Raw genomic sequence first — 26,870 nt, 5'->3', positions numbered from 1 at the left:
CCGTTGACTGCAGATCAAGCATTCGCCTCGATTTCATGGGACAGGCGCTATGGTCTGGGCTGTTATCGAGGAGTTCCCCCACATGCGTAAGGGCATTGCATTGATCGTCGGCGTGACCGGCATTTCCGGTTACAACCTCGCCAACGTGCTGGTGGCCGATGGCTGGACCGTCTATGGTCTGGCGCGTCGGCCGCTGCCGCAGGACGGCGTCATCCCGGTGGCTGCCGATCTGCTGGATGCCGAAGGCACCCGCACCGCTTTGCAGGGTTTGCCGATCACCCACGTGTTCTTCTGCACCTGGACGCGGCGCGACACCGAGCGCGAAAACGTCCAGGCCAATGGTGCGATGATGCGCAACCTGTGCGAGGCCCTGAGCCATGCACCGCTCAAGCACATGGCCCTGGTCACCGGCACCAAGCACTACCTGGGCGCATTCGAAAATTACGGCAGCGGCAAGGCGGAAACGCCGTTCCGCGAAAGCGAGCCGCGCCAGCCGGGCGAGAACTTCTACTACACGCTCGAAGACCTGCTGTTCGCGAACGCCGAACGCCACGGCTTCGGGTGGAGCGTGCATCGCTCGCACACCATGATCGGCATGGCCAATGGCAGCAACGCGATGAACATGGGCGTGACACTGGCCGTCTATGCATCGTTGTGCAAACACACCGGTCAGCAGTTCGTGTTTCCGGGCTCGCAGGCGCAATGGAACAGCCTCACCGACCTCACCGATGCCGGCCTGCTCGGCCGACAGCTGGCCTGGGCCGGACTCAGCCCGGCAGCGCGCAACCAGGCCTTCAACACCGTCAACGGCGATGTGTTTCGCTGGCGCTGGATGTGGGGGCAGATCGCGCAGTTCTTCGAGCTCGATGCAGCGCCCTGCCCCGACACGCCACAACCGCTGGAAGCGCGCCTGACCGAATCCGCACCGGCGCTATGGGCCGAGCTGGCTGCCAGGCACCAACTGGTGGAAGCGGACGTCAACCGGCTGGCCTCGTGGTGGCACACCGATGCGGACCTGGGCCGCGAGATCGAGTGCGTCAACGACATGACCAAGAGCCGCGAACTGGGCTTTATGGATTTCTACGACAGCCGCGCCTCGTTCTTCGAACTGTTCACCCGGCTGCGGGCACTGCGCATCATTCCTTGATCGTGTTTTGAGTATCAGCGCGGGTCTTCAATGGCCTGCGGTTGTTGCTCGCGCCGCCATCGGAAGACCGATGGCGGCGCAGCGCTCACACCGCCGAAGGCGCCAACTCGCGCAGCTTGCCCTGGTGCAACTCCAGCACGCGATCCAGACGACGCGCCAGGCTGCGGTCGTGGGTCACCAATACCAGGCTGGTGCGCTGGGCGCGATTGAGTTCCAGCATCAGCTCGAACACCGTGCCGGCGGTCTTGTCGTCGAGATTGCCGGTGGGCTCGTCGCCGAGCACGCAGCCGGGGCGATTTACCAGGGCACGCGCCACCGCACAGCGCTGGCGCTCGCCACCGGAAAGCTCGCCGGGCTTGTGCTCGATACGATGGCCCAGGCCGACCGATTCCAGCAGTTGCAGCGCCTGTCCGCGCGCCACCGCCACCTCCTTGCCCGACAGCAGTACCGGCATCATCACGTTCTCCAGCGCGGTGAATTCCGGCAGCAGGTGATGGAATTGGTACACGAAGCCCAGCGCCTGGTTGCGCAGCTTGCCGCGCTGGCCGTCGGACAGCGCCGACATGCGCTGGCCTGCGACGTAGACCTCACCGGAGGTGGGGATATCCAGGCCGCCCAGCAGATGCAGCAAGGTGCTCTTGCCCGCACCGGAGGCACCGACGATGGCCACCGTTTCGCCTGTCGCCACCGACAGGTCCAGCCCGTCGAACACCGGCGTGCGCATCTTGCCTTCGGCATAGGTCTTGGCCAAGGCTTCGGCGCGAATTACCAGATCGGCGTGGTTCGGCGCTTGCATTGTCGATTCCCGATTCGCCAATCCCGATTCCCGGATCTCATTCATAACGCAGCGCCTCCGCTGGTTGGGTCCGCGAGGCGCGCCACGCCGGGTACAGGGTCGCCAGGAAACTCATGACCAACGCGACCACGGTGATGATCACCACGTCCTGCGTCTGCATGTCGGTGGGCAGGCCGGTGATGTAGTAGACGTCCTCGGGCAGCAGCTTGACGTTGAAGACCGCTTCGATCACGCCCAGGATGCGTTCGAGATTGAGCGTCAGCACGATGCCGCCGATCACGCCCATGATGGTGCCCATGAAGCCGATCAGCGAACCCTGCACCATGAACACCTGCATCACGCCGCCGGGCGACAGCCCCAGCGTGCGCAGAATGGCGATGTCGGCCTGCTTGTCGGTCACCAGCATCACCTGCGAGGACACCAGGTTGAACGCGCCCATCGCCACGATCAGCGACAGCAGGATACCCATCACGGTCTTTTCCATCTTCAACGAGTGATAGAGGTTGGCGTTTTCCTGGGTCCAGTCGCTGACGCGATACGGGCCGTGCAGGTTGAGCGCCAGGTCGCGCGCCACGTTCCAGGCCTGGTCCATGTCGTGCAGGCGCAGCCGCACGCCGGTCACGCCATCCATGCGCAGCACGCGCCCCAGATCCTGCATGTTGACCACCGCCAGGCCGCGGTCGATCTCGTTGTAGCCAGCCTCGAAGATGCCGCTGACGGTGAAGCGCTTGAGCCGCGGCATTGCGCCCAGTGGGGTGGCCTGGGTATCGCTGAGCAGCACGACGATGCCGTCGCCCACGTCCACCCCCAGCCACAGCGCCAGTTCCTTGCCGATGATGATGTTGTAGGAGCCGGGCGTGAGGCTGTCGACCGACCCTTGCTGCATCTTCTTGGCCAGCACCGACACCTTGGCTTCTTCGGAGGGGATCACCCCGCGCACGATGGCCGGTTGCTTGCGCGGGCCCTGCAGCAGGGATTCGGTTTCGATATACGGCGCGGCGCCGGCCACACGCGGGTCGGCCATGGCGACCTCGACCGCATGCTGCCAGTCGCGCATCGGCGCACCTTCGGCACTGACCGTGGCATGCGCGGCCATCTGCAGCAGACGGTCGCGGATTTCCTTCTGGAAGCCGCTCATCACCGCCAGCGTGGTGATCAGCACGGTCACGCCCAGGGCGATGCCCAGGATCGACGCCATCGAGATGAAGGAGATGAAGCCATTGCGCCGCTTGGCGCGCAGGTAGCGCAAGCCGATGGCAACCGGGATAGGTTTGAACATGCGGTTCAACCAGAAAAGGGACGCTATGGTGCCACTTGCAGCGCCCGGGACGAAATCGCGTGCGCCTGTGCGGCCAGACGCAGTTCACGTCGCTGCGCTGCCGGCAGGGTGTCCGGCCAGAAAAGCAGCCGGCCACGGCGTTGACCCCTGCCCTGCCAGGACACCACCGCAATCGGTCCGCGCCAGCTGACCTGCAGATCCTCCACCCGTTCCCCATCGACGCTGGCCGCCGCATCGCTCCATGGCACCACCAATTGACGTGGCGGCGAGCGCAACAGCTGGCGCAGCGAACGCGTGCCCAGCACCACGGCACAAGCGGACAACAACAGTGCTACCCACATCGGCGCGCCGCTGCGCCACACCGCGCACTGGGCCAGCAGCGCCATCGCCCCCAGCGCGCAGGCAAGCCCGCGCGAGGGACGCCATTCAAGCCGGCATGGCGCGGATATCGGCGATGAGTGCGGCGTTGTCGGCATCCGGGCAGGCCTCGTATCCCATGAACCAGCGCCACAACTTATCGTCTTCGCAATCCAGCAACTGTAGGAAAACCGCGCGCTCTGCCGCCGGTGCTTGCGCCCAGCGCCGGTCCAGATAGCGGCCGAACAATTGATCCAGCTCGCGCATGCCCCGCCGGCAGCGCCAGCGCAACTTCTTCAGCAGTGTGTCTTCATCCATTTTTCTCTCCACCCCGCCCTGCGGCAGGCCGAAAACGACAGCGGCACCTGACCTGGAGGCCGGTGCCGCTGCGAACCGCATCCCGCCCTGGCGGGACCGCCTTGCTGTGCGATCAGGCGCGACGCGCCATCATCAGCTTCTTGATCTCGGCAATGGCCAATGCCGGATTCAATCCCTTCGGGCAGGTGCGCGCGCAGTTCATGATGGTGTGGCAGCGATACAGCTTGAACGGATCTTCCAGGTCGTCCAGGCGCGCACCGGTGTCTTCATCGCGCGAGTCGATGATCCAGCGGTAGGCCTGCAGCAGGATCGCCGGGCCCAGGTAACGCTCGCCGTTCCACCAATAGCTCGGGCAGCTGGTCGAGCAGCAGGCGCACAGGATGCACTCGTACAGGCCGTCGAGCTTCTTGCGGTCTTCGGGCGACTGCAGGCGCTCACGGTCCGGCGGCGCCGGAGTCTGAGTGCGGATCCACGGCTTGATCGAGGCGTACTGCGCGTAGAAATGCGTCAGGTCCGGCACCAGGTCCTTGATCACATCCATGTGCGGCAACGGGTAGATCGGCACCTCGGCTTTGCCGCAGGCCGCGATGGCCTTGGTGCAGGCCAGCGTATTGGTGCCGTCGATGTTCATCGCGCACGAACCGCAGATGCCTTCGCGGCACGAGCGGCGGAAGGTCAGGGTCGGGTCGATCTCGTTCTTGATCTTGATCAGCGCGTCCAGAACCATCGGGCCGCACTTGTCCAGATCGATCTCGTAGCTGTCGGTGCGCGGATTGGCATTGCCATCCGGATCCCAGCGGTAGACCTTGAAGGTACGGGTGTTCTTGGCGCCTTGTGCAGGGTAATGCTTGCCCTTGCCGATCTTGGAATTCTTGGGGAGGGTGAACTCTGCCATAGCTGCTCTCGTTGGCTCAGGCGACGCGCAGTGCAAGCGAAGACCGCACCGTGCGCATGAAATTGAAAACGATGGATGCCACCACCGATACGGTGGCGCGGCCGCCGGCACGCTGCCGGCGCCGCACCTGCGTCAGGCCTGCTCCGCACCGTGCAACCGCAACGTCCGTGCGCACCACGCGCTGGGTCGATCGGGTCATGGGGGCGGTATCAGGCATCGGCATCGACGATCAGTAGACGCGCGGCTTCGGCGGAACCACATCCACTTCCTTGCTCAGCGTGTACATATGGACCGGGCGATATTCGAAATCGCACTTGCCCTTGTCGTCCACGGTGACCAGCGTGTGCTTCTGCCAATTGACGTCGTCGCGCTCGGGGAAGTCCTCGTGCGCATGCGCACCGCGGCTTTCCTTGCGCTGCTCGGCCGAGTTGATCGTCGCCACGGCGTTGAGCAGCAAGTTGTTCAACTCGTAGGTCTCGATCAGGTCCGAGTTCCACACCAGCGAACGGTCCGACACCTTGACGTCTTCGAAGGTGGCGAAAATCTGCGCCATCTTGTCCACGCCTTCCTTCAGCGTCTTGCTGGTACGGAACACCGCAGCGTCCGACTGCATGGTGCGCTGCATGTTGTCGCGGATCACCGAGGTCGGCGTGGAGCCGTTGGCGTGGCGCAACTTGTCCAGCAGGCCCAACGCCTTGTCGCAGGCATCGGACGGCAGCGGCTTGTGCGGCTGGTTGGTCTTGATGGTTTCCGCGCACCGGTTGGCCACCGCGCGGCCGAATACCACCAGGTCCAGCAGCGAATTGGAGCCCAGGCGGTTGGCACCATGCACAGACACGCAGGCCGCTTCGCCGATGGCGTACAGGCCGGGCACCACCGCATCCGGGTTGTCGCCCTGCTTGCGCACCACTTCGCCGTGGTAGTTGGTGGGGATGCCGCCCATGTTGTAGTGCACGGTCGGCAGCACCGGAATCGGCTGCTTGGCCACGTCCACGCCGGCGAAGATGTGCGCGCTCTCGGCGATGCCGGGCAGCTTGTCGTTGATCACTTCCGGGCCGAGATGGGTCAGGTCGAGCAGGATGTGGTCCTTGTGCTCGCCGACGCCACGGCCTTCGCGGATCTCGATGGTCATCGAACGCGACACCACGTCGCGCGAGGCCAGATCCTTGTAATGCGGTGCATAGCGCTCCATGAAGCGCTCGCCGTTGCTGTTGCGCAGGATGCCGCCTTCGCCGCGCACGCCTTCGGTGATCAGGCAGCCCGCACCGTAGATGCCGGTGGGGTGGAACTGCACGAACTCCATGTCCTGCATCGGCAGGCCGGCACGCATCACCAGGCCGCCGCCGTCGCCGGTGCAGGTGTGGGCCGAGGTGGCGCTGAAGTAGGCACGGCCATAGCCGCCGGTGGCCAGCACCACGCCCTGCGCACGGAACAGGTGCAGCGAGCCTTCGGCCATGTCCAGCGCGAGTACGCCGCGGCAGACGCCCTCGTCGTCGAAGATCAGGTCGAGCGCGAAATACTCGATCATGAAACGCGCGTTGTGCGCCAGCGACTGTTGGTACAGCGTGTGCAGCATGGCGTGGCCGGTACGGTCGGCCGCGGCGCAGGTGCGCTGCGCGGACGGGCCTTCGCCGTACTTGGTGGTCATGCCGCCGAACGGACGCTGGTAGATCTTGCCCTCTTCGGTGCGCGAGAACGGCACGCCGTAATGTTCGAGCTCGATGATGGCCGGAATCGCCTCGCGGCACATGTACTCGATGGCGTCCTGATCGCCCAGCCAGTCCGACCCCTTGATGGTGTCGTAGAAGTGGTAGCGCCAGTCGTCCTCGCCCATGTTGCCGAGCGCGGCGGAAATACCGCCCTGCGCGGCCACGGTGTGCGAGCGGGTCGGGAAGACCTTGGTCAGGCAGACCGTCTGCAGGCCTTTCTGGGCCAGGCCGAAGGTCGCGCGCAGACCGGCACCGCCGGCCCCCACCACGACCATGTCGTACTTGTGTTCAGTGATCTTGTAAGCGGACATCTAATCTGGATTCCTGTTCTATGCGCCCGATGACTCAGGCACCGCCCAGCGCGATGCGCGCCACTGCGAAAATGCTGACGATCGCGCCAAGCACGGCGATGAACTTCACCGTTGTCTGCAACGCCAGTGCCAGCAGCGAATTGTGGATGTAGTCCTCGAGCACGACCTGCAGACCAAGCTGCGCGTGCCAGAACATCGCCACCAGGAAACCCACCAGCAAGACTGCATTCCAGGGCTTGGACACGGCCGCGACCGCGGTCGGATAGTCCGAGCCGAGCAGGCTCAGCACGAACACCACGAACCAGATCGCCAGCACCACCAGCGCGGTGGCGGTCAGGCGCTGCAGCACGAAATGCTCGGTGCCGGTCTTGGCGGCGCCCAGGCCGCGCACGGTCTTCAACGGAGTACGGTAACGGCTCATGCGGCGGCTCCGGTCAAGACATAGGCCCAGATCGCGGCGGTGATCACCAGGCTGGAGATCACCGAGGTCCAGCTGCTGCGCACGAAGGCGGGAATGCTGAAGCCGTAGCCGAAATCCTGCACGATGTGGCGGATGCCGTTGGACAGGTGATAGGCGAAGGCCCATGACCATGCGAACAGGAACAGCTGGCCATACCAGGCGCCAAGATGCTGGGTGAGGCACGACCAATGGTCCTGCCCGAGCATCAATACCAGCAGGGAGACGGCAATGACCAGCGCCCCTCCGGAAAGAATGACGCCGGTGGCTCGATGCAGGATCGAGGTCGCCATCTGGATCTGCCAGCGATATACCTGCAGATGTGGGGAAGTGGGACGTTCGCGGATCGCCATTCGCTGGGCTCGTTATCTCGGCTGGGCGGCACTAGGCCGCTGTGGCTAAAAGCTGCTCAAAAATCGATGCAGCGTCCATTTTTCTCCCAGTCGCCATAGCGCGTCGGCTCGGGGCCGTCGCGCCCACCGATCTCTTTGGGCAGGGGCTGCTTCTCGGGAATGTGCTCCTGAGAGGAAGGCTGCGTCTCGGAATCCTGCGATGGCGTGGGGGTTGGATGGCCTATCATAGTGGTCTCACAACGTTGCGATTTTAGTCCTCCCCTTCCGTGGCTGACAACCTGAATCTTATTCCGCAGGGTTTTGGCTCCCTGCACGACATGCAATACGTCCGCCTGATCGGGACGGATGCAGTGGCGTTCGCGCATGCGCAATTTGCCAACGACGTACAGGCGCTGGCGATCGGGCAGTGGCAATGGAATGCGTGGTTGACGGCGAAGGGGCGCGTGATCGCCATCTTCGCACTCCTGCGTGAGGACGACACCCACCTGCTGATGCTGCTGCCCGACGGCAACGCGGCCGAGATCGCCGCGCAGCTGGGGCGTTTCGTGTTCCGGCGCAAGCTGAAGATCGAGCTCGCCACGCCTGCGGCCTACGGCGGCCTCCAGGCGCCGCAACAGGCGCGCGGCGCGCAGGCGGCCATCGCAGCGCAGCGCATCGAACTGGATTTCGGTGGCAGCGCCCTGCCGCGCACGCTGTTGCTGCTGACAGGCGATGCATTGACTGCGCCTATCGATGTGCCCGGCATTGACGCGCAATGGCGTCGCGCCGACCTGCAATTGGGGCTGGTGCGCCTGCCGCAGACGCAGCGCGAGCAGTGGACCCCGCAGCAACTGGCGCTGGACCGTCTGCAGGCTTTCAGCGTCAAGAAGGGCTGCTACCCAGGGCAGGAAATCGTGGCGCGCACGCACTTCCTCGGCAAGGCCAAGCGCGCGGTGCAACTGCTCGACACCGACGCTGCCGTCGCGCCGGGCGATGCGATCAGCCTGGACGGGGCCGAGGTGGGCACCGTTGTCAGCGCCGCCGGTACCCTGGCCCTGGCCGTGCTGCCACTGGAACTGACGATCGGCGATGGCATGGCATTGAAGGCCGGGGATGCCCCTGCCCGTTTGCTGCAGACGGTGCCCGGCCTGACCCGCTGAGCGGACCTACTGCGACACCCGCTGAGCCGGACCCGCTGAGTCCGGGCCGCGAGTTCTCGAACCGCTGCACTGGCAATCGAGGCGGCCGGGCCTGCGTGGCGCAGCCGTCGCTGCCCCGCGGCGGTGGCTGCCCCGCGGCGGTGCGGACCGGCGTCGCTCCGCCGCCGGCGCTGAGATGCCGGCAGCCAGAAGCAGTGCTCAGGCAGCCGCGTCTGTCAGGCGCTCGCCGGTGGCCGGGTCGAAGAAATGCAGCGCATCGCTGCGCAGCGCCAGGCGCAATGGCTGGCCGACCGCCGGCAAGGCCTGCGGCGCGACGCGGATCACCAGCGGCTGGCCGCCGCGATCCAGGTTGAGGAAGATCTCGTTGCCCACCGGCTCGATCACCTCGATACGCGCCTCGAAACCCAGCGCAGGGTCGCTGGAGGGCTGCAGATGCTCCGGTCGCACGCCCACGATCACGTCCTGGCCGAACCAGCGGCGATCCACCTGCGCAGCACCCAACGGCACGCGCCAGCCATCGGCCATCACCAGATGCAGGCCGTCCTGATCATCCAGCCGGCCCTGCAGCACGTTCATTGCCGGGCTGCCCAGGAAACCGGCCACGAACAGGTTGGCCGGGCGGTCGTACAGCGCCATCGGGCTGTCGATCTGCTGGATGACGCCATCCTTGAGCACCACGATGCGCTGGCCCAGCGTCATCGCTTCGACCTGATCGTGGGTGACGTAGATCATGGTGGTGCCGAGCTTGCGGTGCAGCTGTGCGATCTCGGTGCGCACGCTGTGGCGCAGCTTGGCATCCAGGTTCGACAACGGCTCGTCGAGCAGGAACACCGACGATTCGCGCACCATCGCCCGCCCCAGCGCCACGCGCTGGCGCTGGCCGCCGGACATCGCCTTGGGCAGCTTGTCCAGCATCGGGGTCAGCCCGAGCAGCTCGGCGGCATTGGCGACCCGCTCGGCGATCACCTGCTTGGGATGGCCACGCAGCTTGAGCCCGAAGGCCAGGTTTTCGGCCACGGTCATGTGCGGATACAGCGCATAGCTCTGGAACACCATGGCGATGTCGCGATCCTTGGGCGCCACGTCGTTGACCACGCGCTCGCCGATCTTCAACGTGCCCGCGCTGATGTCCTCCAGCCCGGCGATCATGCGCAGCAAGGTCGACTTGCCGCAGCCCGATGGCCCCACCAGCACCATCAACTCGCCATCGGCGACCTCGAAGCTCGCGCCCTGCACGGCCACCTGGCCGTTTTCATAGACCTTGCGGACACCTTCCAACTGCACTTTCGCCATCGTTCGGCCTCAACTGTGTATGCGCCCTGCCCTCGGCCCTCCCGATGACAATGACGACCGACTCATTCGCACGGAATGTTCCTGCAAACGAATGCATTGGTTTATTCTGACATGTAATCGTTTTCACATGGCAACATCGATCTCGGGAGGAATCATGCCGCAACCGACCCACGCCGTTGTTTCACGCGGTGTCAGCTGTCATGCGGAGCCGGTCATTCCGCCACGCAGGGGCAGCTATGCCGCCGATGCGCTAACCGCTGGCCGCCAGTTGCTGCAACAATCGGGGATTGGGCGTCAGCGTCCATCCCCCGCTGCGCGCACGCAAGTGTCGCTCAGGAACAGACGTACCGACCGCCGCCACCCCGGCGCCTTTCCGCCAAGCCGCTGATAACGATGTCCCCAGAATCCGAAACGCGATCCATGCACAACACCCTGATCCTGTTCGGCGCCACCGGCGATCTCGCCCAGCGCTACCTGTTTCCTTCCCTGCTGCGGCTGTTCGTCGATGGCCTGCTGCCGGAGGACTTCCGCGTGCGTGCGCTGGCGTTGTCGCCGCACGACACCGAGGCGTTCCGCGAGGTGTTGCGCCCGCGACTGACCGAAGCGCTGCCGATCGCCACGCCCGAGCAGATCGCCGCGCTGTTGCAGCGGATCGATTACCGCTCGGTGGACCTGCGCAATGCCGAGTCGGTGGCCGATGCGGTCCGCGAGCTGGCAAGCCGCCGCATTGTCAGCTACCTGGCGATTCCGCCGGGCCTGTACATCAGCACCTGCCAGGGCCTGGCCCTGGGGGGCGCACTGGCCGCACCGCACCGGCTGATGCTGGAAAAACCGATCGGCCACGACTCGGACAGCGCCCGCGAGATCCTGCAGTCGATCGGCGCGCTGATCGACGAAGACCGCGTGTTCCGCCTGGACCATTACCTGGGCAAGGCGGCGGTGCAGAACCTGGTGGCGCTGCGCTTCGGCAATACCCTGCTCGAGGCGGTCTGGAACCGTACCTATATCGAATCGGTGCAGATCCTGGTGGCCGAAAGCGAAGGCGTGGACGGGCGCGACGCCTACTACGCCCGCTCCGGTGCGCTGCGCGACATGGTGCAGAGCCATATCCTGCAGCTGCTGTGCCTGGTGGCGATGGAGCCGCCGGCCTCGCTGGAAGCCGACCGCATCCGCGACGAGAAGGTCAAGGTACTGCGCGCGCTGCGCCCGATGACCGCCGAGCATGCCGCGCATGACAGCGTGCGCGGCCGCTACACCGCCGGCACCATCAACGGCCAGCCCGCGCAGGCCTACCACCCGCCGGAAGGCAGCGAGGTGGAAACCTTCGTTGCGGTGACCGCGCATATCGACAACTGGCGCTGGGCCGGGGTGCCGTTCCACCTGTGCACCGGCAAGCGCCTGGCCGAGCGCTCCACCCGCATCGTGGTGACGCTCAAGCCGGTGACGCATTGGCTGTTCGAGCGGCCCGACCGGCAGAACGCAGTGCCCAACCGCCTCACCTTCCAGTTGCAGCCGCAGGAAAACATCGAGCTGGGCCTGATGAGCAGCCTGGCCGGCCCGGAATGGGGCGCGATCGAACTGCAGCCGCTGGAACTGGAATTGTCGGTACCCACCGGCCTGCACCGCCGTATCGCCTACGAGCGCCTGTTCGTCGATGCCTTCAACGGCAACCCGGCATTGTTCGTGCGCGACGACGAGGTCAAGGCCGCCTGGGCCTGGATCGACAGCGTCAGCGATGCCTGGGCCGCGGCCCAGCTTCCGCTGCAGCCCTACCCGGCCGGCAGCTGGGGCCCGGACACCGCCGCACCGTTCCTGCCGCCCGCCACCGATGCACAGGGAAACAACGCATGACCGCTCCTTCCAAGCCGGTGCTGGTTGCCGATATCGGCGGAACCAATGCGCGCTTCGCGCTGGCCGATGTCGATGCCTCGGTACCGTTGCTAGACGACACCTCGAGCGAGTTCGCGGTGGTGGAGTTCGCATCGCTCGGTGAAGCGGCGCGCTACTACCTCGACCAGATCGGCGTGCAGGCCACCAAGGGCGTGTTCGCGGTGGCCGGGCGCGTGGATGGCGACGAGGCGCGCATCACCAACCACCCCTGGGTGATCTCGCGCACGCGCACCGCCAGCATGCTCGGCTTCAGCACCTTGCACCTGATCAACGATTTCGCCGCGCAGGCCATGGCCATCAGCCTGCTGCGCCCGCAGGACGTGGTGCAGGTCGGTGGCGCCAGCTGGCGGCCGGCGCCGATCGATCAGCCGCGCAACTACGGCGTGATCGGCCCGGGCACCGGGCTGGGCGTCGGTGGCCTGATCATCCGCAACGGGCGCTGTTTTCCGCTGGAAACCGAAGGCGGCCATGTCAGCTTCCCACCGGGCACGCCGGAAGAAATCCGCATCCTGGAAATCCTTTCCGAGCAGTTCGGCCGGGTCTCCAACGAGCGGCTGATCTGCGGCCCGGGCTTGGTGAACATCCATCGCGCGTTGAGCGAGATTGCCGGGGTCGACCCGGGCCCGCTGCAGCCCAAGGACATCACCGCCCGCGCCGCCGCCGGCGACCCTCGCTCGTCGCGCACCATCGATCTGTTCTGCGCCATCTTCGGTGCCATCGCCGGCGACATGGTGCTGATGCAGGGTGCGTGGGACGGTGTCTTCCTGACTGGCGGACTGGTCCCCAAGGTGCTGGATTCGTTGCAGCATTCCGGCTTTCGCCAGCGCTTCGAGCACAAGGGCCGGTTCTCCGCGATCATGTCCAAGGTGCCCTCGCTGGCGGTCATGCACCCCCACGCCGGCCTGCTGGGCGCCGCGGCGTATGCCGTGGATGCCGAACGGCAGCATCCAGGAGAACAACGATGAGCCCGCAGGACGACCCGCGCATCACCCTGGTGCGTTACGAGGACCCGGCCGAATGGACCGAGGCGGTGGCCAGCGAAATGGCCGAGCTGCTGGAACGGGAAATCTCGCGCCGCGGCCAGGCGCGCATGCTGCTCTCCGGCGGCACCACGCCTGCGCCGGTCTACGAATCGCTGGCGCATCGTCCGCTGGATTGGTCGCGGGTGGAGGTGGGCCTGGTCGATGAGCGCTGGCTCTCGCCGCAGGACAAGGACAGCAATGCCTGGCTGGTGAAGCACAGCTTCCTGGCCCATGCGCCGGCAGCCACCTTCATCCCGCTGGTTCGCCCGGGCAAGCAACTGCCCGAATGCGTGCACACCGCGAACCTGCAGGCCACCCACGCCGAACCGGCCTGCCTGGCGGTGCTGGGCATGGGCGGCGACGGCCACACCGCCTCGCTGTTCCCTGGCTCGACCGAACTGCCGAAAGCGCTCGCCAGCCCGCAGCCGTACGCGTCCCTGGATGCCACCGGTTGTCCGGGCGCCAATCAATGGCCGCTGCGCATCACCCTGACCCCGGCGGGGCTGGCGCCGATCCCCAGCCGCCTGTTGCTGTTGCGCGGCAAGCAGAAGCTCGAGGTGCTGGCCGCGGCGCTGGCCGGCGACGACATCAGCCAGTACCCGATCCGCGTGGCCTTGCAGCAGCCGGGCCCCAAGCTGCGTGTGCACTGGTGCGCCTGATGCGTCGCGCGGTTGCACGCTGCGGCATGCCTGCGATGGCGCCCTCCTGCAGCCGCCAGCACGCTGCAGGGCGCGTGCAGAATTGTGGATAGGCGCATGCCGCTTCGGTGACCCCATGCCCGTTCCAGCCGCCGCGCAGACATGCAGAATTCCACGTCCACGCACCACATCCCCCCGTTTCTCATAGCCGGTAGCCAATGAGCCTGCATCCGAACATCCAAGCTGTCACCGACCGCATCCGCAAGCGCAGCGCGCCTTCGCGTGCGGCCTATCTGGCCGGCATCGATGCCGCCCTGCGTGAGGGTCCATTCCGCAGCCGGTTGAGCTGCGGCAATCTCGCGCATGGTTTTGCGGCCTCCGAGCCCACCGACAAATCGCGTCTGCGCGGGGCGGCCACGCCCAACCTGGGCATCATCACCGCCTACAACGACATGCTGTCGGCGCACCAGCCGTTCGAGCATTACCCGCAGCTGATCCGCGACACCGCGCGCGCGCTCGGCGCCACCGCGCAGGTGGCCGGCGGGGTGCCGGCGATGTGCGACGGCGTCACCCAGGGCCGCGCCGGCATGGAGCTGTCGCTGTTCTCGCGCGACAACATCGCCCAGGCTGCCGCGATCGGCCTGAGCCACGACATGTTCGACAGCGTGGTGTACCTGGGCGTATGCGACAAGATCGTGCCGGGGCTGCTGATCGGCGCGCTGGCATTCGGGCACCTGCCGGCGATCTTCATGCCGGCCGGCCCGATGACGCCCGGTATTCCGAACAAGCAGAAGGCCGAGGTGCGCGAGCGCTATGCGGCCGGCGAAGCCACTCGCGCCGAGCTGCTGGAAGCCGAATCGGCGTCCTATCACTCGCCCGGCACCTGCACCTTCTACGGCACCGCCAATTCCAACCAGGTCTTGCTTGAAGCGATGGGCGTACAGCTGCCCGGCGCCTCGTTCGTCAATCCGGAACAGCCGCTACGCGATGCGCTGACCCGCGAGGGCACCGCGCGCGCACTGGCGATCTCGGCATTGGGCCAGGACTTCCGCCCGTTCGGCCGGCTGATCGACGAACGCGCCATCGTCAACGCGGTGGTCGCGCTGATGGCCACCGGCGGCTCGACCAACCACACCATCCACTGGATCGCCGTGGCGCGCGCGGCCGGCATCGTGCTGACCTGGGACGACATGGACCTGATCTCGCAGACCGTGCCGCTGCTGACCCGCGTCTACCCCAACGGCGAAGCCGACGTGAACCGCTTCCAGGCCGCCGGTGGCACCGCGTTCGTGTTCCGCGAACTGATGGATGCCGGCTACATGCACGACGACCTGCCCACCGTGGTCGAGGGTGGCATGCGCACCTATGTCAACGAGCCGCGCCTGCAGGACGGCAAGGTCGTGTACGTGCCCGGCACTGCGACCACCGCCGACGACAGCGTCGCGCGCCCGGTCAGTGATGCGTTCGAATCGCAGGGCGGCCTGCGCCTGTTGCGCGGCAACCTGGGCCGTTCGCTGATCAAGCTGTCGGCGGTGAAGCCGCAGCACCGCAAGATCGAGGCACCTGCCGTGGTGATCGACACCCCGCAGGTGCTCAACAAGCTGCATGCCGCCGGCGTGCTGCCGCACGACTTCGTGGTGGTGCTGCGCTACCAGGGCCCGCGGGCGAACGGCATGCCGGAGCTGCATTCGATGGCGCCGTTGCTGGGCCTGCTGCAGAACCAGGGCCGGCGCGTGGCGCTGGTGACCGACGGCCGCCTGTCCGGTGCCTCGGGCAAGTTCCCGGCGGCCATCCACCTGACCCCCGAGGCCGCACGTGGTGGCCCGATCGGGCGCGTGCGCGAAGGCGACATCGTGCGCCTGGACGGCGAAGCCGGCACCCTGGAAGTGCTGGTGTCGGCCGAAGAATGGGCCTCGCGCGAGGTGGCGCCCAACACCGCGGTGGCCGGCAACGATCTGGGCCGCAACCTGTTCGGCATCAACCGCCAGGTGGTCGGCCCGGCCGACCAGGGGGCGATCTCGATTTCCTGCGGCCCGACCCATCCGGACGGCGCCTTGTGGAGCTACGACGCCGAATACGAACTGGGCGCCGATGCCGCTGCCGCCGCTGCACCGCACGAGTCCAAGGACGCCTGACCCCTTCCCTCTGCGCGGCTGCTTTGGCGGCCGCCGTCTAATGGAGCTGCAATGACGATTGCCCAGACCCAGAACACCGCCGAACAGCTGCTGCGCGACGCCGGCATCCTGCCGGTGGTCACCGTCGATACGCTGGACCAGGCACGCCGCGTCGCCGACGCGCTGCTGGAAGGCGGCCTGCCCGCCATCGAGCTGACCCTGCGCACGCCGGTGGCGATCGATGCGCTGGCCATGCTCAAGCGCGAACTGCCCAATATCGTGATCGGCGCCGGTACGGTGTTGAGCGAACTGCAGCTGCGGCAGTCGGTGGATGCCGGTGCGGACTTCCTGGTGACTCCCGGCACGCCGGCCCCGCTGGCGCGCCTGCTGGCCGATGCGCCGATCCCGGCGGTGCCCGGTGCCGCCACGCCGACCGAGCTGCTGACCCTGATGGGCCTGGGTTTCCGCGTGTGCAAGCTGTTTCCGGCCACTGCGGTGGGCGGCCTGCAGATGCTCAAGGGCCTGGCCGGCCCGCTGTCCGAGCTCAAGCTGTGCCCGACCGGCGGCATCAGCGAAGCCAACGCGGCCGAGTTCCTGTCGCAGCCGAATGTGGTCTGCATCGGCGGTTCGTGGATGGTGCCCAAGGAGTGGTTGGCACAGGGCCAGTGGGACAAGGTCAAGGACAGCTCGGCCAAGGCTGCGGCGATCGTGCGGCAGGTGCGGGCGGGCTGATGTGCTGGGCGCTTCGTCGGACGACTTGATGACCGTGCGTGTCTGGATCTGCGCGCCGGAAAGGACGTGTTGATCGTCTCAACAAGGGTTGTGGATCAGGTGTTCCTGCGTAGCAACGCCTCCCCCAGTGCTCGATCGTAGGCTGACAAGGACCTTTCGAAGCATCGCTGGCCACGCGACTGTTGTTGTCAGAAGCCATGGCAATGACAAACCGAGGCGGCAGCGTGGCCGTGGATCGGCGGAGAGCGGCACAGGGATGTGCCGCGACGGCGCGTCAGACAGGATGTCTGCCGCGCCGAAGAGCCGATGCCCGGCCGCGCTGCCGCCTGCCGTCGAAGCCTACCAGTGACTGTCAAGCCACTGCATTCGACGGGATGGTGCTTTGATCGCCTTACCAGTTGGTGCAACCGTACCCTCACCCCAACCACGCTCCCGGCACGGGCCTGATGCAGCTGTCGTCATCGCATTTAGGTCGGGACCAGATGCTCGCGAACTTGGTGAGCGAGTTGTAAACGCTGAGTGCGACCACCGGAAGCGCTGCTGCTCTCATGCGCAAGAGAAGTCAAAACAACTACGCGCCGAGGCGGCAGCGTGGCCGGGCATTGGCGGAGAGCGGCACAGGGATGTGCCGCGACGGCGCGTCAGACAGGATGTCTGCCGCGCCGGGTAGCCAATGCCCGGCCGCGCTGCCGCCGCCCGCCGAAGCCAGCACCCCAAAGCGCTGGTGCCTGTGACGGGTGGTGTTCCGGTTCTCACGCCATCCGATGAAACCGTACCCTCACCCCAACCCCTCTCCCGACGGGAGAGGGGCTTGATGCGCCCTACGTTGTCTACGGCACTGCACAGTGCGTTGCTCAGGACTCCAACGCAGCATTCGCAGGCAGTGCCTTCGGCACACCACGCGCGCGTCGCACCAGCGCGGCGGCGCCGTTGCTCATGTCATCGAGAATGGCGTAGATGGTCGGCAGGAACAGCAGGCTCACCACGGTGGAAAACGCCAGGCCACCGGCGATGGCGCGGGCCATCGGGAAGTACGGCGGCCCGTCGCTGAACATGGTGGTGCTGGTCAGCGAGATTGGCACCATCGCCAGAATGGCGGTACCCATCGTCATCATGATCGGCCGCAACCGCTCGCGCGAGCCTTCCACCAGCGCCTGGGTGCGGCCCATGCCGCGGCGGCGCAGGTTGTTGATGTGCTCGATCATCACGATGCCGTTGTTCACCACCACGCCCATCAACACCAGGATGCCGATGAAGGACATGATCCCGAACGAGGTACCGGTGATCCAGAACAGCCAGAACACCCCGAAGATCGAGAACAGCACGCCGCTCATGATCGCCGCCGGGAACAGCAGCGACTCGAACACCGCCGCCATCACCACGTAGATCATCACCAGCGCGATCACCAGGTTGAAAACCATCTGGCCCATCGCCTCGCCGTCGTCCTGGTAATCGCCGCCGTCGAAGGTATAGCTGTAGCCGGCCGGGAAGCTCATCGCCTTGAGCGGCTTTTCCATCGCCGCGCGCGCTTCCGGCATGGTGACTTTTTCGGCCAGATTGGCCTTGATGGTCAGCGTGGTCTGGCGGTTGGTGCGGCCGATCTGGGTGGCGGCGGGCCGGATCTGCACGTCCACCAGGCTCAGCAACGGCACGCTGCGGCCGTCCTTGGTGCGCACGGTGAAGCCCGCCAGGTCTTCCGGCTTGCTCTGCTCGGCGCCGGCAAAACGCACCCACACCGGCACCTCGTTGTCGCCACGCCGGAACTCGCGCAGCGGCGTGCCGCGCAGCGCCAGGCCCACGAAACTGGCCACCTGCTCGGCGCTGAAGCCGAACGCCGCGGCGCGTTCGCGGTCGACGCGGATCGCCAGTTCGCTGGTGCGGTCGCCGGTATCCACGTGCACGTCGCGCAGTTCCTTGCGCTGCGCCAGCAACGGCACCACATCGTCGGCCAGCGACTTCAGCGCCTCGGTCGAATCGCCGACCAATTGCACCTGCACCCCCTGGTTGCCGTTGCCGCCATCGCCCTGGTTGCCGATGCTGTAGTCGGCGCGCGCCGAGCGCGGGAGTTCCTTGCGAATCTTCTCCAGCAGCGGCGGCAGATCCTTCACCTTGCTGGCGTCGAAGGTCACCACCGTATTGCTGCCTTCCACCTCGCTGAACCACGAATAGATCTGGGTGATGTGGTACCTGGCGCGATTGGCTTCGAGGTAATTCTCCACACGGCCGATCTCCTCCCCCAGCTGCTCGCGCGTATACGAGCCCTTCCACTGGTACTGGATGAAGGCCTCGTTGCCTCCATCGCCGCCGAACATGTCCACCTTGGTCAGCTTCATCGGCACCACGCTGATGACGCTGACCAGGATGATGCCGGTGACGCTCCAGCCGCGGTGCGCCAGCGTCCACGCCAGGATGCGTGCATAGCGCCGCTGCAGCCTGGCGATGACGCCGCGCTCGGAGGTCACCATCGGCGGCGTCTTCATGCGCGCCGACAACATCGGGATCAGGCTGATCGCCACCAGCCACGAGGCCAACAGCGACACCGAAATGGTGATCGCGATCTGCGCCATGAAGATGGAGATGTTGTTGGTCTCGCCGAACAGGTTGGGCACGAACACGATGCAGTGGCACAGGGTGCCGGCGCTGAGCGCGATCGCCACGCTGCGCGTGCCCAGCAAGGCCGCCAGCTGCGGCTGGCCTGGCAGGCGCTCGCGTTCCTGGTAGATGCTTTCCACCACTACCACCGCGTTGTCCACCAGCATGCCCACCGCCAGCAGCAGCCCCATCATGGTCAGGATGTTGAGCGTGACCCCGACGAAGTACATGAAGCCCAGGGTGATCGCAAAGCAGATCGGAATCGCCAGCGTGACCATCAGGGTCGAGGGCCAGTGCCGCAGGAAGAAGAACAGCACCGTGATCGACAGCAACAGGCCGACCGCGCCGGCCTCGGCCAGTTCGGCCAGCGACGAGGTCACCGCCTTGCCCTGGTTGTCGATCACCTTGATCTGCACGTCGCGCATCGCCGGTTCCGCGCGGATGTCTTCGACTTCCTGCAAGGCCAGCCGCGAGACTTCCACCAGATTGGCGCTGCGTTCCTTGTAGATATCCAGGCCGATCGCCGGGCGCCCATCCAGCCGCCGCCCGTAGTTCATGCGCGTGGGCTTCAGGCGCACCTGCGCGATATCGCCCAGGCGCAGGCCCTTGGCATTGAGTACCAGCTCGCGCAGTTCCTGCAGATCGCGCAGCTCGCCGATCGGCTGCACGCGGATGCGCTGGCCGTTGTCGTCGATCTGCCCGGCCGACACCGAGAAATTGAGCTTGCCCAGACGCTCGCTCAGATCGTTGAGGCTGAGGTCGTGTGCGGTAAGCCGGTCCGGCGCGATCGCGATCTCCACCTCGTTGGGCGGTGCGCCGGAAATCTCCACCTTGGCCACGCCGGGAATGCGCTCGATGCGCCGCTTGAACTCGCGGTCGAGCATGTCGTAGGCGCCGGTCAGGTCGGTCTGGCTGGCCAGGCGCACCTTGAGCACCGGCTCGTCGCTGCTGGACCACTTGAAGATATGGAAGCGCTGCAGATCGTCCGGCAGGTCGTCGCGGATGGCGTCCAGCCGCTCGCGTGCGTCCGATGCGGCGATGGCGATGTCGCGGTCCCAGTCGCTGAACTCGATGAAGATGTTGGCGCCATCGGCGGTGGCGGTCGAGCGCATGCGCTTGATGCCGGTCATCGTGGCCAAGGCTTCTTCGGCCGGCCGCACCAGGTTGCGCTCCACCTCGTCCGGAGTGGAGCCGGTGTACGGCAACTGCACGAACAGGAACGGCGCGGAGATGTCGGGCAAGGCTTCCAGCGGCAGCCGGAACGCGGCGATCAGCCCCACCACCACCAGCGAGACGAAGCACATGATGGTGGTGACCGGGCGACGGATACTGAAGGCGGCAACGCTCATACCGCCTCCAGTCCGTCGCCATGCCCGCTTTCCGGCGCCTGCCGCCGGGCCATGCGCCGGCCACGTTCCAGGTAGTAGGCATCGGCACGGCGATCCAGCAGGTCGTAGACCACCGGGATCACCAGCAAGGTCAGCAGCGTGGACACCAGCAGGCCACCGATCACGGTGATGGCCATCGGCGCGCGCACTTCCGCGCCCTCGCCCATCGCCACCGCCAGTGGCAGAAACCCGAACAGCGTACACAGCGTGGTCATGACGATCGGCCGCAGGCGCGAGCGCGCACCCTCGATCAGGGCCTCGCGCTTGGGCACGCCTTCTTCGCGCAACTGGTTGACCTTGTCGATCAGGATGATGGCGTTCTTGGTCACCAGGCCCACCAGCAGGATCAGCCCGATGAACACCACCACCGAGACCGGCTTGCCGGTCATCAGCAGCGCCAGCACCGCGCCCACCATCGCCAGCGGGATGGTGAACAGGATGACGAACGGATGCAGCAGCGATTCGAACTGCGAGGCCATGACCAGATAGACCAGGAAGATCGCCAGCCCGAACGCGAACAGCAGCGACTTCACCGATTGCGCCAGTTCCTCGCCCTGCCCGCCGATATGCATGCCCACGCCAGCCGCCAACGGATCCCTGCGCACCATCGCCTCGACTTCGCGCACCGCGCCGCCCAGGTCGATGTCCTTCAGGCTGGCCGACACGATCGCCACCCGCGTCTGGTCGGCGCGATGGATCTCGCTGGGGCCGGTGGTCGCCATCACCTCGGCCACCGCCGCCAGACGCACCGGCCGGCTGCTGCCCGGGTTGACGATCAACTGACGGATCGCCTCCACGCTGGCGCGGTCGCTGTGCTGCGCACGCACCAGCACGTCGATCTTGCGATCGCGGAAGCTGTAGCGCGTGGCCACGTCGCCGCGCACCTTCTTGACGATGACATCGGCGATCTGGCGCGTGGTCAGTCCCAGCGCACCGGCGCGCTCCTGGTCGAAGCGGATCTGGATTTCCGGAAAACCCTCCTCGACAGTGGACTTCACGTCCGCATAGTGGCCGTTGGCGCGCAGCATCGCGGCCAGTTTCTGTCCGGCCTGCTCCAGCTCGCCCAGGTCCTGCCCGCGCAGCTCCACTTCCAGCGGCGTGGAAAAACTGAACAATGCCGGCCGCGCGAAATCCACCTGCGCGCCGGGATGCCCGACCATGCTGCTGCGCAACCGCTGCGTGGCCGCCGCTTCCACCTCGGGGCTGCCGCCACCGGCCATCACCACGGTGAGCTTGCCGATGTTTTCGCCGCTTTCGGTGGGATTGGCATCCAGCCGCGTGCCGCTGCCGCTGACGCCATACAGCGAGGCCACACCCGGGTCCTTGTCGTGGGCCAGCTGCAACTCGCGCACCAGCGCATCGGTCTGCGCCAGCGGGGTGCCGGAAGGCAGCTTCACCGTCATCTCGAAGCGGTCCTGCGTCAGCTGCGGGATCAGGTCCGCGCCCAGCAGCGGTACCAGCAGCAGCGTGCCGACGAACGCCGCGGCCGCCAGCCCCAGCACCAGCCAAGGCCGGCGCAAGGCGGCCGGCAGCATCGCCAGGTAGCCACGCTCGGCGCGCCCATACGGCGCCATCGCCAGATCGCTGGCCTTGCGCATTACCGGCCCCACCACCCGTGCCAGTCCGCGCCACAGCCGGATCACTGCCCACGCCACGCCGAAGAACGCATAACGCACGCTCGCCCCGACGCCACGCTGGCCGGCTGCCACCGGCTTGAGCCAGCGTCGCTCGGGCTGCCATTGCGGGTGGCTGGGCTCGTCCGGAAACGCCATCGGCGGCGCGCCCTTGAGCGAACTCAGCATCGGGATCAGCGTCATCGACACCACCAGCGAGATCGCAATGGCGATCGCCACCGTCAGCGCCTGGTCGCGGAACAGCTGCCCGGCGATGCCCTCGACGAACACCAGCGGCAGGAACACCGCAATGGTGGTCAGCGTGGAGGCCATCACCGCCATGCTCACCTCGCGGGTACCGGCAATGGCCGCTTCCAGCACGCTCAGGCCGCGCTCGCGCGCCTTGGCGATGCTTTCCAGCACCACGATGGAGTCGTCCACCACCAGCCCGGTGGCCAGCGCCAGGCCGCCCAGCGACATCACGTTGAGGCTCAGCCCCAGCTGGCCCATGAAGAAGAACGTGGTGATGATCGATACCGGCAGCGACAGGCTGATCACGAACGTGCTCCAGCCATCGCGCAGGAACAGGAAGATGATCAGGATCGCCAGCACGCCGCCGATCACCGCATCCTTCTTGACGTCGCTGATCGCGTGTTCGATGAAGTGCGACTGATCCTCGATGGTGGTGATCTCCACATCGCCCGGCACGGTCGCCTTCAGTTGCTCCAGGCGCTTGCGCAGCGCCGCGGCAGTGGACACGGTATTGGCATCGCCTTCCTTGTAGATGGCCAGCTCCACCGCCTCCTTGCCGCCCAGGCGGATGATGGCCTCGCGTTCCTTGTAGCCCTGGCGCACCTGCGCCACGTCCTTCAGCCGCACCGGCATGCCGCCGGCGATGCTGCTGCTGGACGACGACGAGGTGCTCTGCACTTCGGCCGCCGCAGCCAGCGCCGCCTGCGAACCGGTGGACGCGGCGATGGCATACATCTGCTGCATCGCCGCTTCGGCGGCACTGCCGCTGCTGCTCTGCGTGGTGACCAGCATGTTGCGGATCTCGTCCAGATCCACGAACTGGTTGACGGTGCGCACCAGATAGCGCTGCGAGCCTTCTTCCAGCCGGCCACCGGAGATGTTGACGTTCTCCTCCTTGAGCCGGGTGATCACGTTATCGATAGGCAGGTTGAGCTGGGCGAGCTTCTGCTGGTCGATGTCGACCTGGATCTCGTCTTCCAGACCGCCGCCCACCTTGACCGCGGCCACGCCGGCCACCGGTTCGAGCTTCTTCTTCAGATCTTCGTCGGCGTAGCGACGCAGCCCGGTAAGCTGGCGGATCGCATCGGCGTCCGAGGCCGGCGCCTGCCTGGGCGACAGCGCCAGGCGCATGATCGGCTCGGTCGACGGATTGAAGCGCAGCAGTACCGGCGGCTTGGTTTCCAGCGGCAGCGACAGCGCTTCCATCTTGTCGCGCACCTCCAGGCTGGCCTGGTCCATATTGGTGCCCCAGGCGAATTCCAGCACCACATCGCTCTGCCCGGTACGCGAGATCGACTTGAGCTTGCGCAGGTTCTTGACCACGCCAACCGCTTCTTCCACCGGTTCGGTCACCAGCGTCTCGATCTCCGCCGGCGCCGCGCCGGTGTATTCGGTGCGCACGGTGAGCGTGGGATAGCTCAGGTCCGGCAGCAGGTTGACCTTGAGGCTGCGCAGCGCAATCAGGCCGAACAGCAGCATGGTCACGGTGATCATCGCGATGGTCACCCGCCGCCGCGTGGCGAAGGCCACCAGGCCACCACCGCCAGACGGTGGCGCATGCGGGTCGTGCAAGGGTCCGTGCGGATCAGCGTGATCGCTCATGAGCGCTTCCCGTCGCTGCCGGTTGCCGATGCCGTAGCTGCAACCGGCTTGCGATCCGGCTGGCCGATCACCTGCACGGCGGTGCCATCGCGCAGCGCCACCTTGCCGGCGGTCACCACCTGGTCGCCCTCCTTCAGGCCTTGCCGCACTTCCAGCCAGGGCCCTTCCGCATAGCCCAGCTTCACCGGCACCCGGTTGGCCTTGCCATTGCGCACCACGAACACCGCCGGTTCGCCATCGTCCAGCAGCGCAAGGCGCGGAATCACCAGGGCGTCCTTGCGCTGGTCATAATCGATGCGGATGCGTCCGAACATGCCCGGCTGCAGCGACTCGGCACCCTTGCCGAACGCGCAGACCACCCGAAACGTGCCGCTGCCCGAATCCACCACCGGCGCAATCCGGTCCACCTTGCCCACGAACTGCTGGCCCGGCAGCGCATCGGCCAGCAAGGTCACCGGCTGGCCGGATTTGAGCGTCGCCAGTTCGCGCTCGGGCACGTTGAGCGTGGCCTCCAACTGCGAATCGTCGACGATGCGGAAGATCGGCGTGTTGATCTGCACGAAGTTGCCGGTCTTGATCGAGCGCGAGGCGATCACCCCGGAAATCGGCGCCTGCACGGTGGTATAGGACAGCTCCAGCGACGCCAGCCGATGCTGCGCACGGCTGTTTTCGACGTCGAACTTGAGCTGGTCGACATCGGCTGCGCTCACCAGCTGCTGGCCCACCAGCTGGGTGGCGCGGCGATAGCTGTTTTCCAGCTTGCGCAACTGCGCTTCGCTCTGCGCCACGGCCAGGTGCGCACGGTCCGGATCCAGCCGCACCAGCGCCTGTCCGGCCGAGACCTTCTGGCCTTCTTCCACCATGACTGCCAGTGCCACGCCGGAGGTCTTGGCCACCACCTGCGCTTCGGCACGCGGCTCCAGTGCAGCGGTACCGGTATAGCTGGCGGCCACCGCACGCCGCGCGGCCTTGGCCGTTTCCACCGGCACGGCATCCACGGCCTTCTTTTCTTCCGCTGCCTTGGCCTCGCCATCGCCGGCCTTGCAACCGCCCAACAACAGGCCGGTGGTGATCAACAGTGCCGCGGCGCAGGTTCCGCTGCGGCGGGGCAAGAAGGAGAGTGGCGACATCGTCGTGTCCTAGTGGATGCGTGAACAGGTGTTGTAGGCAAGTAAACCACCTGGGTGCGCATGTCGCCAATGCGCCAAAGGTCATGGTCTGTTCAACTTCGCGTATTCACCCCGTTTGCGCCGCGCCAAATCGCAGGCATACTCGGTCCGGTTCCGTCACGCCCCCACGTGCGGACGCTCAATCAGTCTTCCGGATACGAAACCATGCGCCCGCAGCCGCTCGCCGCTTGTCTCGCTCTGGTCGTCTTCCTGCCGTTTGGGGGCGCATCAGCGACACCATCAGTCACGCCTGCAACACCGGCCACGCCGACGCCTGCCACCACCACGGCAGCGCCAGCCACTGCCGCAGCGGCGCCTGCCGCACCGAGCGGCAACCCAGCCAATGGCCGCCTGCTCGCCTACACCTGCCAGGGCTGCCACGGCGTCACCGGCTACAAGAACGCCTACCCCAGTTATCGCGTGCCCAAGATCGGGGGCCAGTCCAGCCAGTACCTGACCCAGGCGCTGACCGAATACCGCCAGGGCAAGCGCAAGCATCCGACCATGCAGGCGCAGGCGCAGAGTTTCTCCGAGCAGGACATCGCCGACATCTCCGCCTTCCTGTCCACTCTCAAATAAGCGCCCACATGCCGAACGCCCTGTACGCTCCGCGTCTAGCCATCGTCCTGGTCGCTGCCTTCGCAATGGCGGCCTGCTCCCAATCCCAGGTCGAATCCCCCGATCATTCCGCTGGCGATGCCGGCCATGCCAGCGGCGAACACGGTTCCAGTTCCTCGGCCGGGTTGCCTACCGGTCGTGCGGACGCCGGCGACAAGCTCGCACATGCCAAGGGCAAGGCCACCGGCCAGAGCTGCGTGGACTGCCATGGCGCAGACGGCAATGCCCCGATCGACCCCAGCTATCCCAAGCTAGGCGGACAATACGGCGACTATCTTGCGCATGCCTTGCAGGCGTATCGCAGCGGAGACCGTCAGCACCCCTTGATGACGGCGCAGGCGACCGCGCTGAGCGATCAGGACATTGCCGATCTGGCTGCCTATTTCGGCGCGCGGCCGACGCAGCTGCGAGACCTGCACGGCGTCAAATAATGCGCGGGCTCGACGCGCACGCCGGCGTCGTCTCAATCGGAATGAAAAAGCGCTTGCGCGAACATTAACAGGCCGCTATCATTTCGTTCTCAGTTTCGTGGGGCCATAGCTCAGCTGGGAGAGCGCCTGCATGGCATGCAGGAGGTCGGCGGTTCGATCCCGCCTGGCTCCACCACTTCAGACATTAGGCCGTCTGGATTGGACAACGAGGTTTTGATACGCGTCCCCATCGTCTAGAGGCCTAGGACACCACCCTTTCACGGTGGACACCGGGGTTCGAATCCCCGTGGGGACGCCAATCATCCAAAGCCCCGGCACTGCCGGGGCTTTTTTATGCGTCGAAAAGTTCCTCCTAGCCCGCAATGAAGCGCGCACATCGACGCGTGACGACACTCCGGCTGGCTCGCCTCATCAAGGCGCAAGATCAGTGGTCGCCACGCAGTACGTCACCGATGGCCATACCACCTGCCCGGCGTCCGCAGCGCACTAGGCAACACGCTCGCGGCGACGCCATCGATCTCGCTCGCATCTCTCCACTACGCTGCGAGCGAGATCGCACGCAACACCATCGCGATAGCACACACAGATTGCACCGACCTGCAGCAAGGCCGGCGGTGCAGCAATGACAACCCGCCACCGACGCGCAGCGTCGATGGCCTCGCATCTGACTGCCATGACGATGCGATCGGCGCGCCGAAGGAATGCGAGATAACACGCACTTCGACGTGCAGCGGTTGCGCCGCAATCGCGGCTGC

Annotated in this window: 22 protein-coding genes and 2 tRNA genes; 11 read left to right on the top strand and 13 right to left on the bottom strand. The window is 66.2% G+C overall.

What is annotated here, in order from left to right; translation table 11 throughout:
- Window positions 1-82 precede the first annotated feature (82 nt).
- Complete coding sequence (locus ACCQ05_RS10440; RefSeq protein ID WP_372393715.1) at window positions 83-1,147, top strand: SDR family oxidoreductase; 1,065 nt, start codon at window positions 83-85, stop codon at window positions 1,145-1,147.
- An 85-nt stretch (window positions 1,148-1,232) separates the two neighbouring features.
- On the opposite strand, the gene lolD is transcribed toward ACCQ05_RS10440, so the two are convergent.
- The 9 genes from lolD to ACCQ05_RS10395 form a co-directional block, all read right to left on the bottom strand.
- Window positions 1,233-1,943 (bottom strand): lipoprotein-releasing ABC transporter ATP-binding protein LolD, encoded by a 711-nt coding sequence (gene lolD / locus ACCQ05_RS10435; RefSeq protein WP_167394654.1) that lies wholly within the window; start codon window positions 1,941-1,943, stop codon window positions 1,233-1,235.
- A 37-nt stretch (window positions 1,944-1,980) separates the two neighbouring features.
- Window positions 1,981-3,222: a lipoprotein-releasing ABC transporter permease subunit gene (locus ACCQ05_RS10430; protein ID WP_372393711.1), complete on the bottom strand. Its 1,242-nt coding sequence runs from the start codon at window positions 3,220-3,222 to the stop codon at window positions 1,981-1,983.
- 23 nt (window positions 3,223-3,245) lie between these two features.
- Window positions 3,246-3,698, bottom strand: coding sequence for a YgfX family protein (locus ACCQ05_RS10425; protein ID WP_228961324.1), 453 nt, complete (start codon window positions 3,696-3,698; stop codon window positions 3,246-3,248).
- Window positions 3,649-3,897: an FAD assembly factor SdhE gene (locus ACCQ05_RS10420; protein WP_014507842.1), complete on the bottom strand. Its 249-nt coding sequence runs from the start codon at window positions 3,895-3,897 to the stop codon at window positions 3,649-3,651. Before ACCQ05_RS10420 ends, ACCQ05_RS10425 begins: the two co-directional genes overlap by 50 nt.
- A gap of 112 nt (window positions 3,898-4,009) precedes the next feature.
- Window positions 4,010-4,792: a succinate dehydrogenase iron-sulfur subunit gene (locus ACCQ05_RS10415; RefSeq protein WP_372393709.1), complete on the bottom strand. Its 783-nt coding sequence runs from the start codon at window positions 4,790-4,792 to the stop codon at window positions 4,010-4,012.
- A gap of 229 nt (window positions 4,793-5,021) precedes the next feature.
- Window positions 5,022-6,812 (bottom strand): succinate dehydrogenase flavoprotein subunit, encoded by a 1,791-nt coding sequence (sdhA, locus tag ACCQ05_RS10410; protein ID WP_104542184.1) that lies wholly within the window; start codon window positions 6,810-6,812, stop codon window positions 5,022-5,024.
- 34 nt (window positions 6,813-6,846) lie between these two features.
- Window positions 6,847-7,233 carry a succinate dehydrogenase, hydrophobic membrane anchor protein gene (gene sdhD, locus ACCQ05_RS10405; protein ID WP_104542182.1) on the bottom strand — a complete coding sequence of 129 codons (387 nt, stop codon included), beginning with the start codon at window positions 7,231-7,233 and terminating at the stop codon, window positions 6,847-6,849.
- Window positions 7,230-7,622, bottom strand: coding sequence for a succinate dehydrogenase, cytochrome b556 subunit (gene sdhC / locus ACCQ05_RS10400; protein WP_104542180.1), 393 nt, complete (start codon window positions 7,620-7,622; stop codon window positions 7,230-7,232). The genes sdhD and sdhC overlap by 4 nt, the downstream gene beginning before the upstream one ends.
- 56 nt (window positions 7,623-7,678) lie before the next feature.
- Window positions 7,679-7,849, bottom strand: coding sequence for a DUF1674 domain-containing protein (locus ACCQ05_RS10395; protein WP_162841730.1), 171 nt, complete (start codon window positions 7,847-7,849; stop codon window positions 7,679-7,681).
- Between the two features lie 39 nt (window positions 7,850-7,888).
- Here ACCQ05_RS10395 and ygfZ point away from each other — a divergent pair, with 39 nt between their 5' ends.
- Window positions 7,889-8,761, top strand: a complete 873-nt coding sequence (gene ygfZ, locus ACCQ05_RS10390) for a CAF17-like 4Fe-4S cluster assembly/insertion protein YgfZ (protein ID WP_372393706.1) — start codon at window positions 7,889-7,891, stop codon at window positions 8,759-8,761.
- Between the two features lie 198 nt (window positions 8,762-8,959).
- Here the strand turns inward: ygfZ and ACCQ05_RS10385 are convergent, their stop codons facing one another.
- Window positions 8,960-10,054 carry an ABC transporter ATP-binding protein gene (locus tag ACCQ05_RS10385; RefSeq protein WP_104542176.1) on the bottom strand — a complete coding sequence of 365 codons (1,095 nt, stop codon included), beginning with the start codon at window positions 10,052-10,054 and terminating at the stop codon, window positions 8,960-8,962.
- Between the two features lie 420 nt (window positions 10,055-10,474).
- On the opposite strand from ACCQ05_RS10385, the gene zwf reads away from it, so the two are divergent.
- From zwf to ACCQ05_RS10360, 5 genes are all read left to right on the top strand, one after another.
- Window positions 10,475-11,905, top strand: a complete 1,431-nt coding sequence (gene zwf, locus ACCQ05_RS10380) for a glucose-6-phosphate dehydrogenase (RefSeq protein WP_372393704.1) — start codon at window positions 10,475-10,477, stop codon at window positions 11,903-11,905.
- Window positions 11,902-12,909, top strand: a complete 1,008-nt coding sequence (gene glk / locus ACCQ05_RS10375) for a glucokinase (RefSeq protein WP_372393702.1) — start codon at window positions 11,902-11,904, stop codon at window positions 12,907-12,909. Before zwf ends, glk begins: the two co-directional genes overlap by 4 nt.
- Window positions 12,906-13,625: a 6-phosphogluconolactonase gene (gene pgl, locus ACCQ05_RS10370; RefSeq protein ID WP_372393700.1), complete on the top strand. Its 720-nt coding sequence runs from the start codon at window positions 12,906-12,908 to the stop codon at window positions 13,623-13,625. The genes glk and pgl overlap by 4 nt, the downstream gene beginning before the upstream one ends.
- A gap of 197 nt (window positions 13,626-13,822) precedes the next feature.
- Window positions 13,823-15,739, top strand: a complete 1,917-nt coding sequence (gene edd / locus ACCQ05_RS10365) for a phosphogluconate dehydratase (RefSeq protein ID WP_372360393.1) — start codon at window positions 13,823-13,825, stop codon at window positions 15,737-15,739.
- 51 nt (window positions 15,740-15,790) lie between these two features.
- A complete protein-coding gene (locus ACCQ05_RS10360) occupies window positions 15,791-16,450 on the top strand; it encodes a bifunctional 4-hydroxy-2-oxoglutarate aldolase/2-dehydro-3-deoxy-phosphogluconate aldolase (RefSeq protein WP_104542166.1) in 660 nt (219 codons plus the stop codon).
- A gap of 854 nt (window positions 16,451-17,304) precedes the next feature.
- On the opposite strand, the gene ACCQ05_RS10355 is transcribed toward ACCQ05_RS10360, so the two are convergent.
- The 3 genes from ACCQ05_RS10355 to ACCQ05_RS10345 are packed head-to-tail and all read right to left on the bottom strand — an operon-like array spanning window position 17,305 to window position 25,027.
- Window positions 17,305-20,391, bottom strand: coding sequence for an efflux RND transporter permease subunit (locus ACCQ05_RS10355; protein WP_372393696.1), 3,087 nt, complete (start codon window positions 20,389-20,391; stop codon window positions 17,305-17,307).
- The gene (locus ACCQ05_RS10350) at window positions 20,388-23,897 is read right to left on the bottom strand and encodes an efflux RND transporter permease subunit (protein WP_372393694.1); all 3,510 of its coding nucleotides are present in this window, start codon (window positions 23,895-23,897) and stop codon (window positions 20,388-20,390) included. The genes ACCQ05_RS10355 and ACCQ05_RS10350 overlap by 4 nt, the downstream gene beginning before the upstream one ends.
- Complete coding sequence (locus ACCQ05_RS10345; RefSeq protein ID WP_372393692.1) at window positions 23,894-25,027, bottom strand: efflux RND transporter periplasmic adaptor subunit; 1,134 nt, start codon at window positions 25,025-25,027, stop codon at window positions 23,894-23,896. The genes ACCQ05_RS10350 and ACCQ05_RS10345 overlap by 4 nt, the downstream gene beginning before the upstream one ends.
- A gap of 204 nt (window positions 25,028-25,231) precedes the next feature.
- On the opposite strand from ACCQ05_RS10345, the gene ACCQ05_RS10340 reads away from it, so the two are divergent.
- The 4 genes from ACCQ05_RS10340 (at window position 25,232) to ACCQ05_RS10325 (ending at window position 26,413) form a co-directional block, all read left to right on the top strand.
- The gene (locus ACCQ05_RS10340; protein WP_228961449.1) at window positions 25,232-25,645 is read left to right on the top strand and encodes a c-type cytochrome; all 414 of its coding nucleotides are present in this window, start codon (window positions 25,232-25,234) and stop codon (window positions 25,643-25,645) included.
- A gap of 8 nt (window positions 25,646-25,653) precedes the next feature.
- Window positions 25,654-26,115: a c-type cytochrome gene (locus ACCQ05_RS10335; RefSeq protein ID WP_372393689.1), complete on the top strand. Its 462-nt coding sequence runs from the start codon at window positions 25,654-25,656 to the stop codon at window positions 26,113-26,115.
- A 99-nt stretch (window positions 26,116-26,214) separates the two neighbouring features.
- Window positions 26,215-26,290 (top strand) — tRNA-Ala (locus ACCQ05_RS10330).
- Window positions 26,291-26,337: 47 nt separating this feature from the next.
- A tRNA-Glu gene (locus tag ACCQ05_RS10325) sits at window positions 26,338-26,413 on the top strand.
- The last annotated feature ends 457 nt before the right edge of the window (window positions 26,414-26,870 follow it).

It is taken from the genome of Xanthomonas sp. NCPPB 3582, assembly GCF_041475735.2.
GTDB classification, from domain to species: Bacteria; Pseudomonadota; Gammaproteobacteria; order Xanthomonadales; family Xanthomonadaceae; genus Xanthomonas; species Xanthomonas codiaei.
The sequence above is the reverse complement of the archived record's forward strand: the minus strand, read 5'-3'. Positions and strand labels throughout refer to the sequence as shown.

What these genes read in the sequence shown, in the direction of transcription:
- ACCQ05_RS10385 (WP_104542176.1), bottom strand. Translation starts at nt 10,054, where the DNA reads ATGGCGAAAGTGCAGTTGGAAGGTGTCCGCAAGGTCTATGAAAACGGC.
- ACCQ05_RS10340 (WP_228961449.1), top strand. Translation starts at nt 25,232, where the DNA reads ATGCGCCCGCAGCCGCTCGCCGCTTGTCTCGCTCTGGTCGTCTTCCTG.
- zwf (WP_372393704.1), top strand. Translation starts at nt 10,475, where the DNA reads ATGCACAACACCCTGATCCTGTTCGGCGCCACCGGCGATCTCGCCCAG.
- sdhD (WP_104542182.1), bottom strand. Translation starts at nt 7,233, where the DNA reads ATGAGCCGTTACCGTACTCCGTTGAAGACCGTGCGCGGCCTGGGCGCC.
- ACCQ05_RS10345 (WP_372393692.1), bottom strand. Translation starts at nt 25,027, where the DNA reads ATGTCGCCACTCTCCTTCTTGCCCCGCCGCAGCGGAACCTGCGCCGCG.
- ACCQ05_RS10395 (WP_162841730.1), bottom strand. Translation starts at nt 7,849, where the DNA reads ATGATAGGCCATCCAACCCCCACGCCATCGCAGGATTCCGAGACGCAG.
- ACCQ05_RS10350 (WP_372393694.1), bottom strand. Translation starts at nt 23,897, where the DNA reads ATGAGCGATCACGCTGATCCGCACGGACCCTTGCACGACCCGCATGCG.
- ACCQ05_RS10420 (WP_014507842.1), bottom strand. Translation starts at nt 3,897, where the DNA reads ATGGATGAAGACACACTGCTGAAGAAGTTGCGCTGGCGCTGCCGGCGG.
- lolD (WP_167394654.1), bottom strand. Translation starts at nt 1,943, where the DNA reads ATGCAAGCGCCGAACCACGCCGATCTGGTAATTCGCGCCGAAGCCTTG.
- ACCQ05_RS10335 (WP_372393689.1), top strand. Translation starts at nt 25,654, where the DNA reads ATGCCGAACGCCCTGTACGCTCCGCGTCTAGCCATCGTCCTGGTCGCT.
- pgl (WP_372393700.1), top strand. Translation starts at nt 12,906, where the DNA reads ATGAGCCCGCAGGACGACCCGCGCATCACCCTGGTGCGTTACGAGGAC.
- sdhA (WP_104542184.1), bottom strand. Translation starts at nt 6,812, where the DNA reads ATGTCCGCTTACAAGATCACTGAACACAAGTACGACATGGTCGTGGTG.
- glk (WP_372393702.1), top strand. Translation starts at nt 11,902, where the DNA reads ATGACCGCTCCTTCCAAGCCGGTGCTGGTTGCCGATATCGGCGGAACC.
- ACCQ05_RS10425 (WP_228961324.1), bottom strand. Translation starts at nt 3,698, where the DNA reads ATGCCGACAACGCCGCACTCATCGCCGATATCCGCGCCATGCCGGCTT.
- edd (WP_372360393.1), top strand. Translation starts at nt 13,823, where the DNA reads ATGAGCCTGCATCCGAACATCCAAGCTGTCACCGACCGCATCCGCAAG.
- ACCQ05_RS10360 (WP_104542166.1), top strand. Translation starts at nt 15,791, where the DNA reads ATGACGATTGCCCAGACCCAGAACACCGCCGAACAGCTGCTGCGCGAC.
- sdhC (WP_104542180.1), bottom strand. Translation starts at nt 7,622, where the DNA reads ATGGCGATCCGCGAACGTCCCACTTCCCCACATCTGCAGGTATATCGC.
- ACCQ05_RS10440 (WP_372393715.1), top strand. Translation starts at nt 83, where the DNA reads ATGCGTAAGGGCATTGCATTGATCGTCGGCGTGACCGGCATTTCCGGT.
- ACCQ05_RS10430 (WP_372393711.1), bottom strand. Translation starts at nt 3,222, where the DNA reads ATGTTCAAACCTATCCCGGTTGCCATCGGCTTGCGCTACCTGCGCGCC.
- ACCQ05_RS10355 (WP_372393696.1), bottom strand. Translation starts at nt 20,391, where the DNA reads ATGAGCGTTGCCGCCTTCAGTATCCGTCGCCCGGTCACCACCATCATG.
- ACCQ05_RS10415 (WP_372393709.1), bottom strand. Translation starts at nt 4,792, where the DNA reads ATGGCAGAGTTCACCCTCCCCAAGAATTCCAAGATCGGCAAGGGCAAG.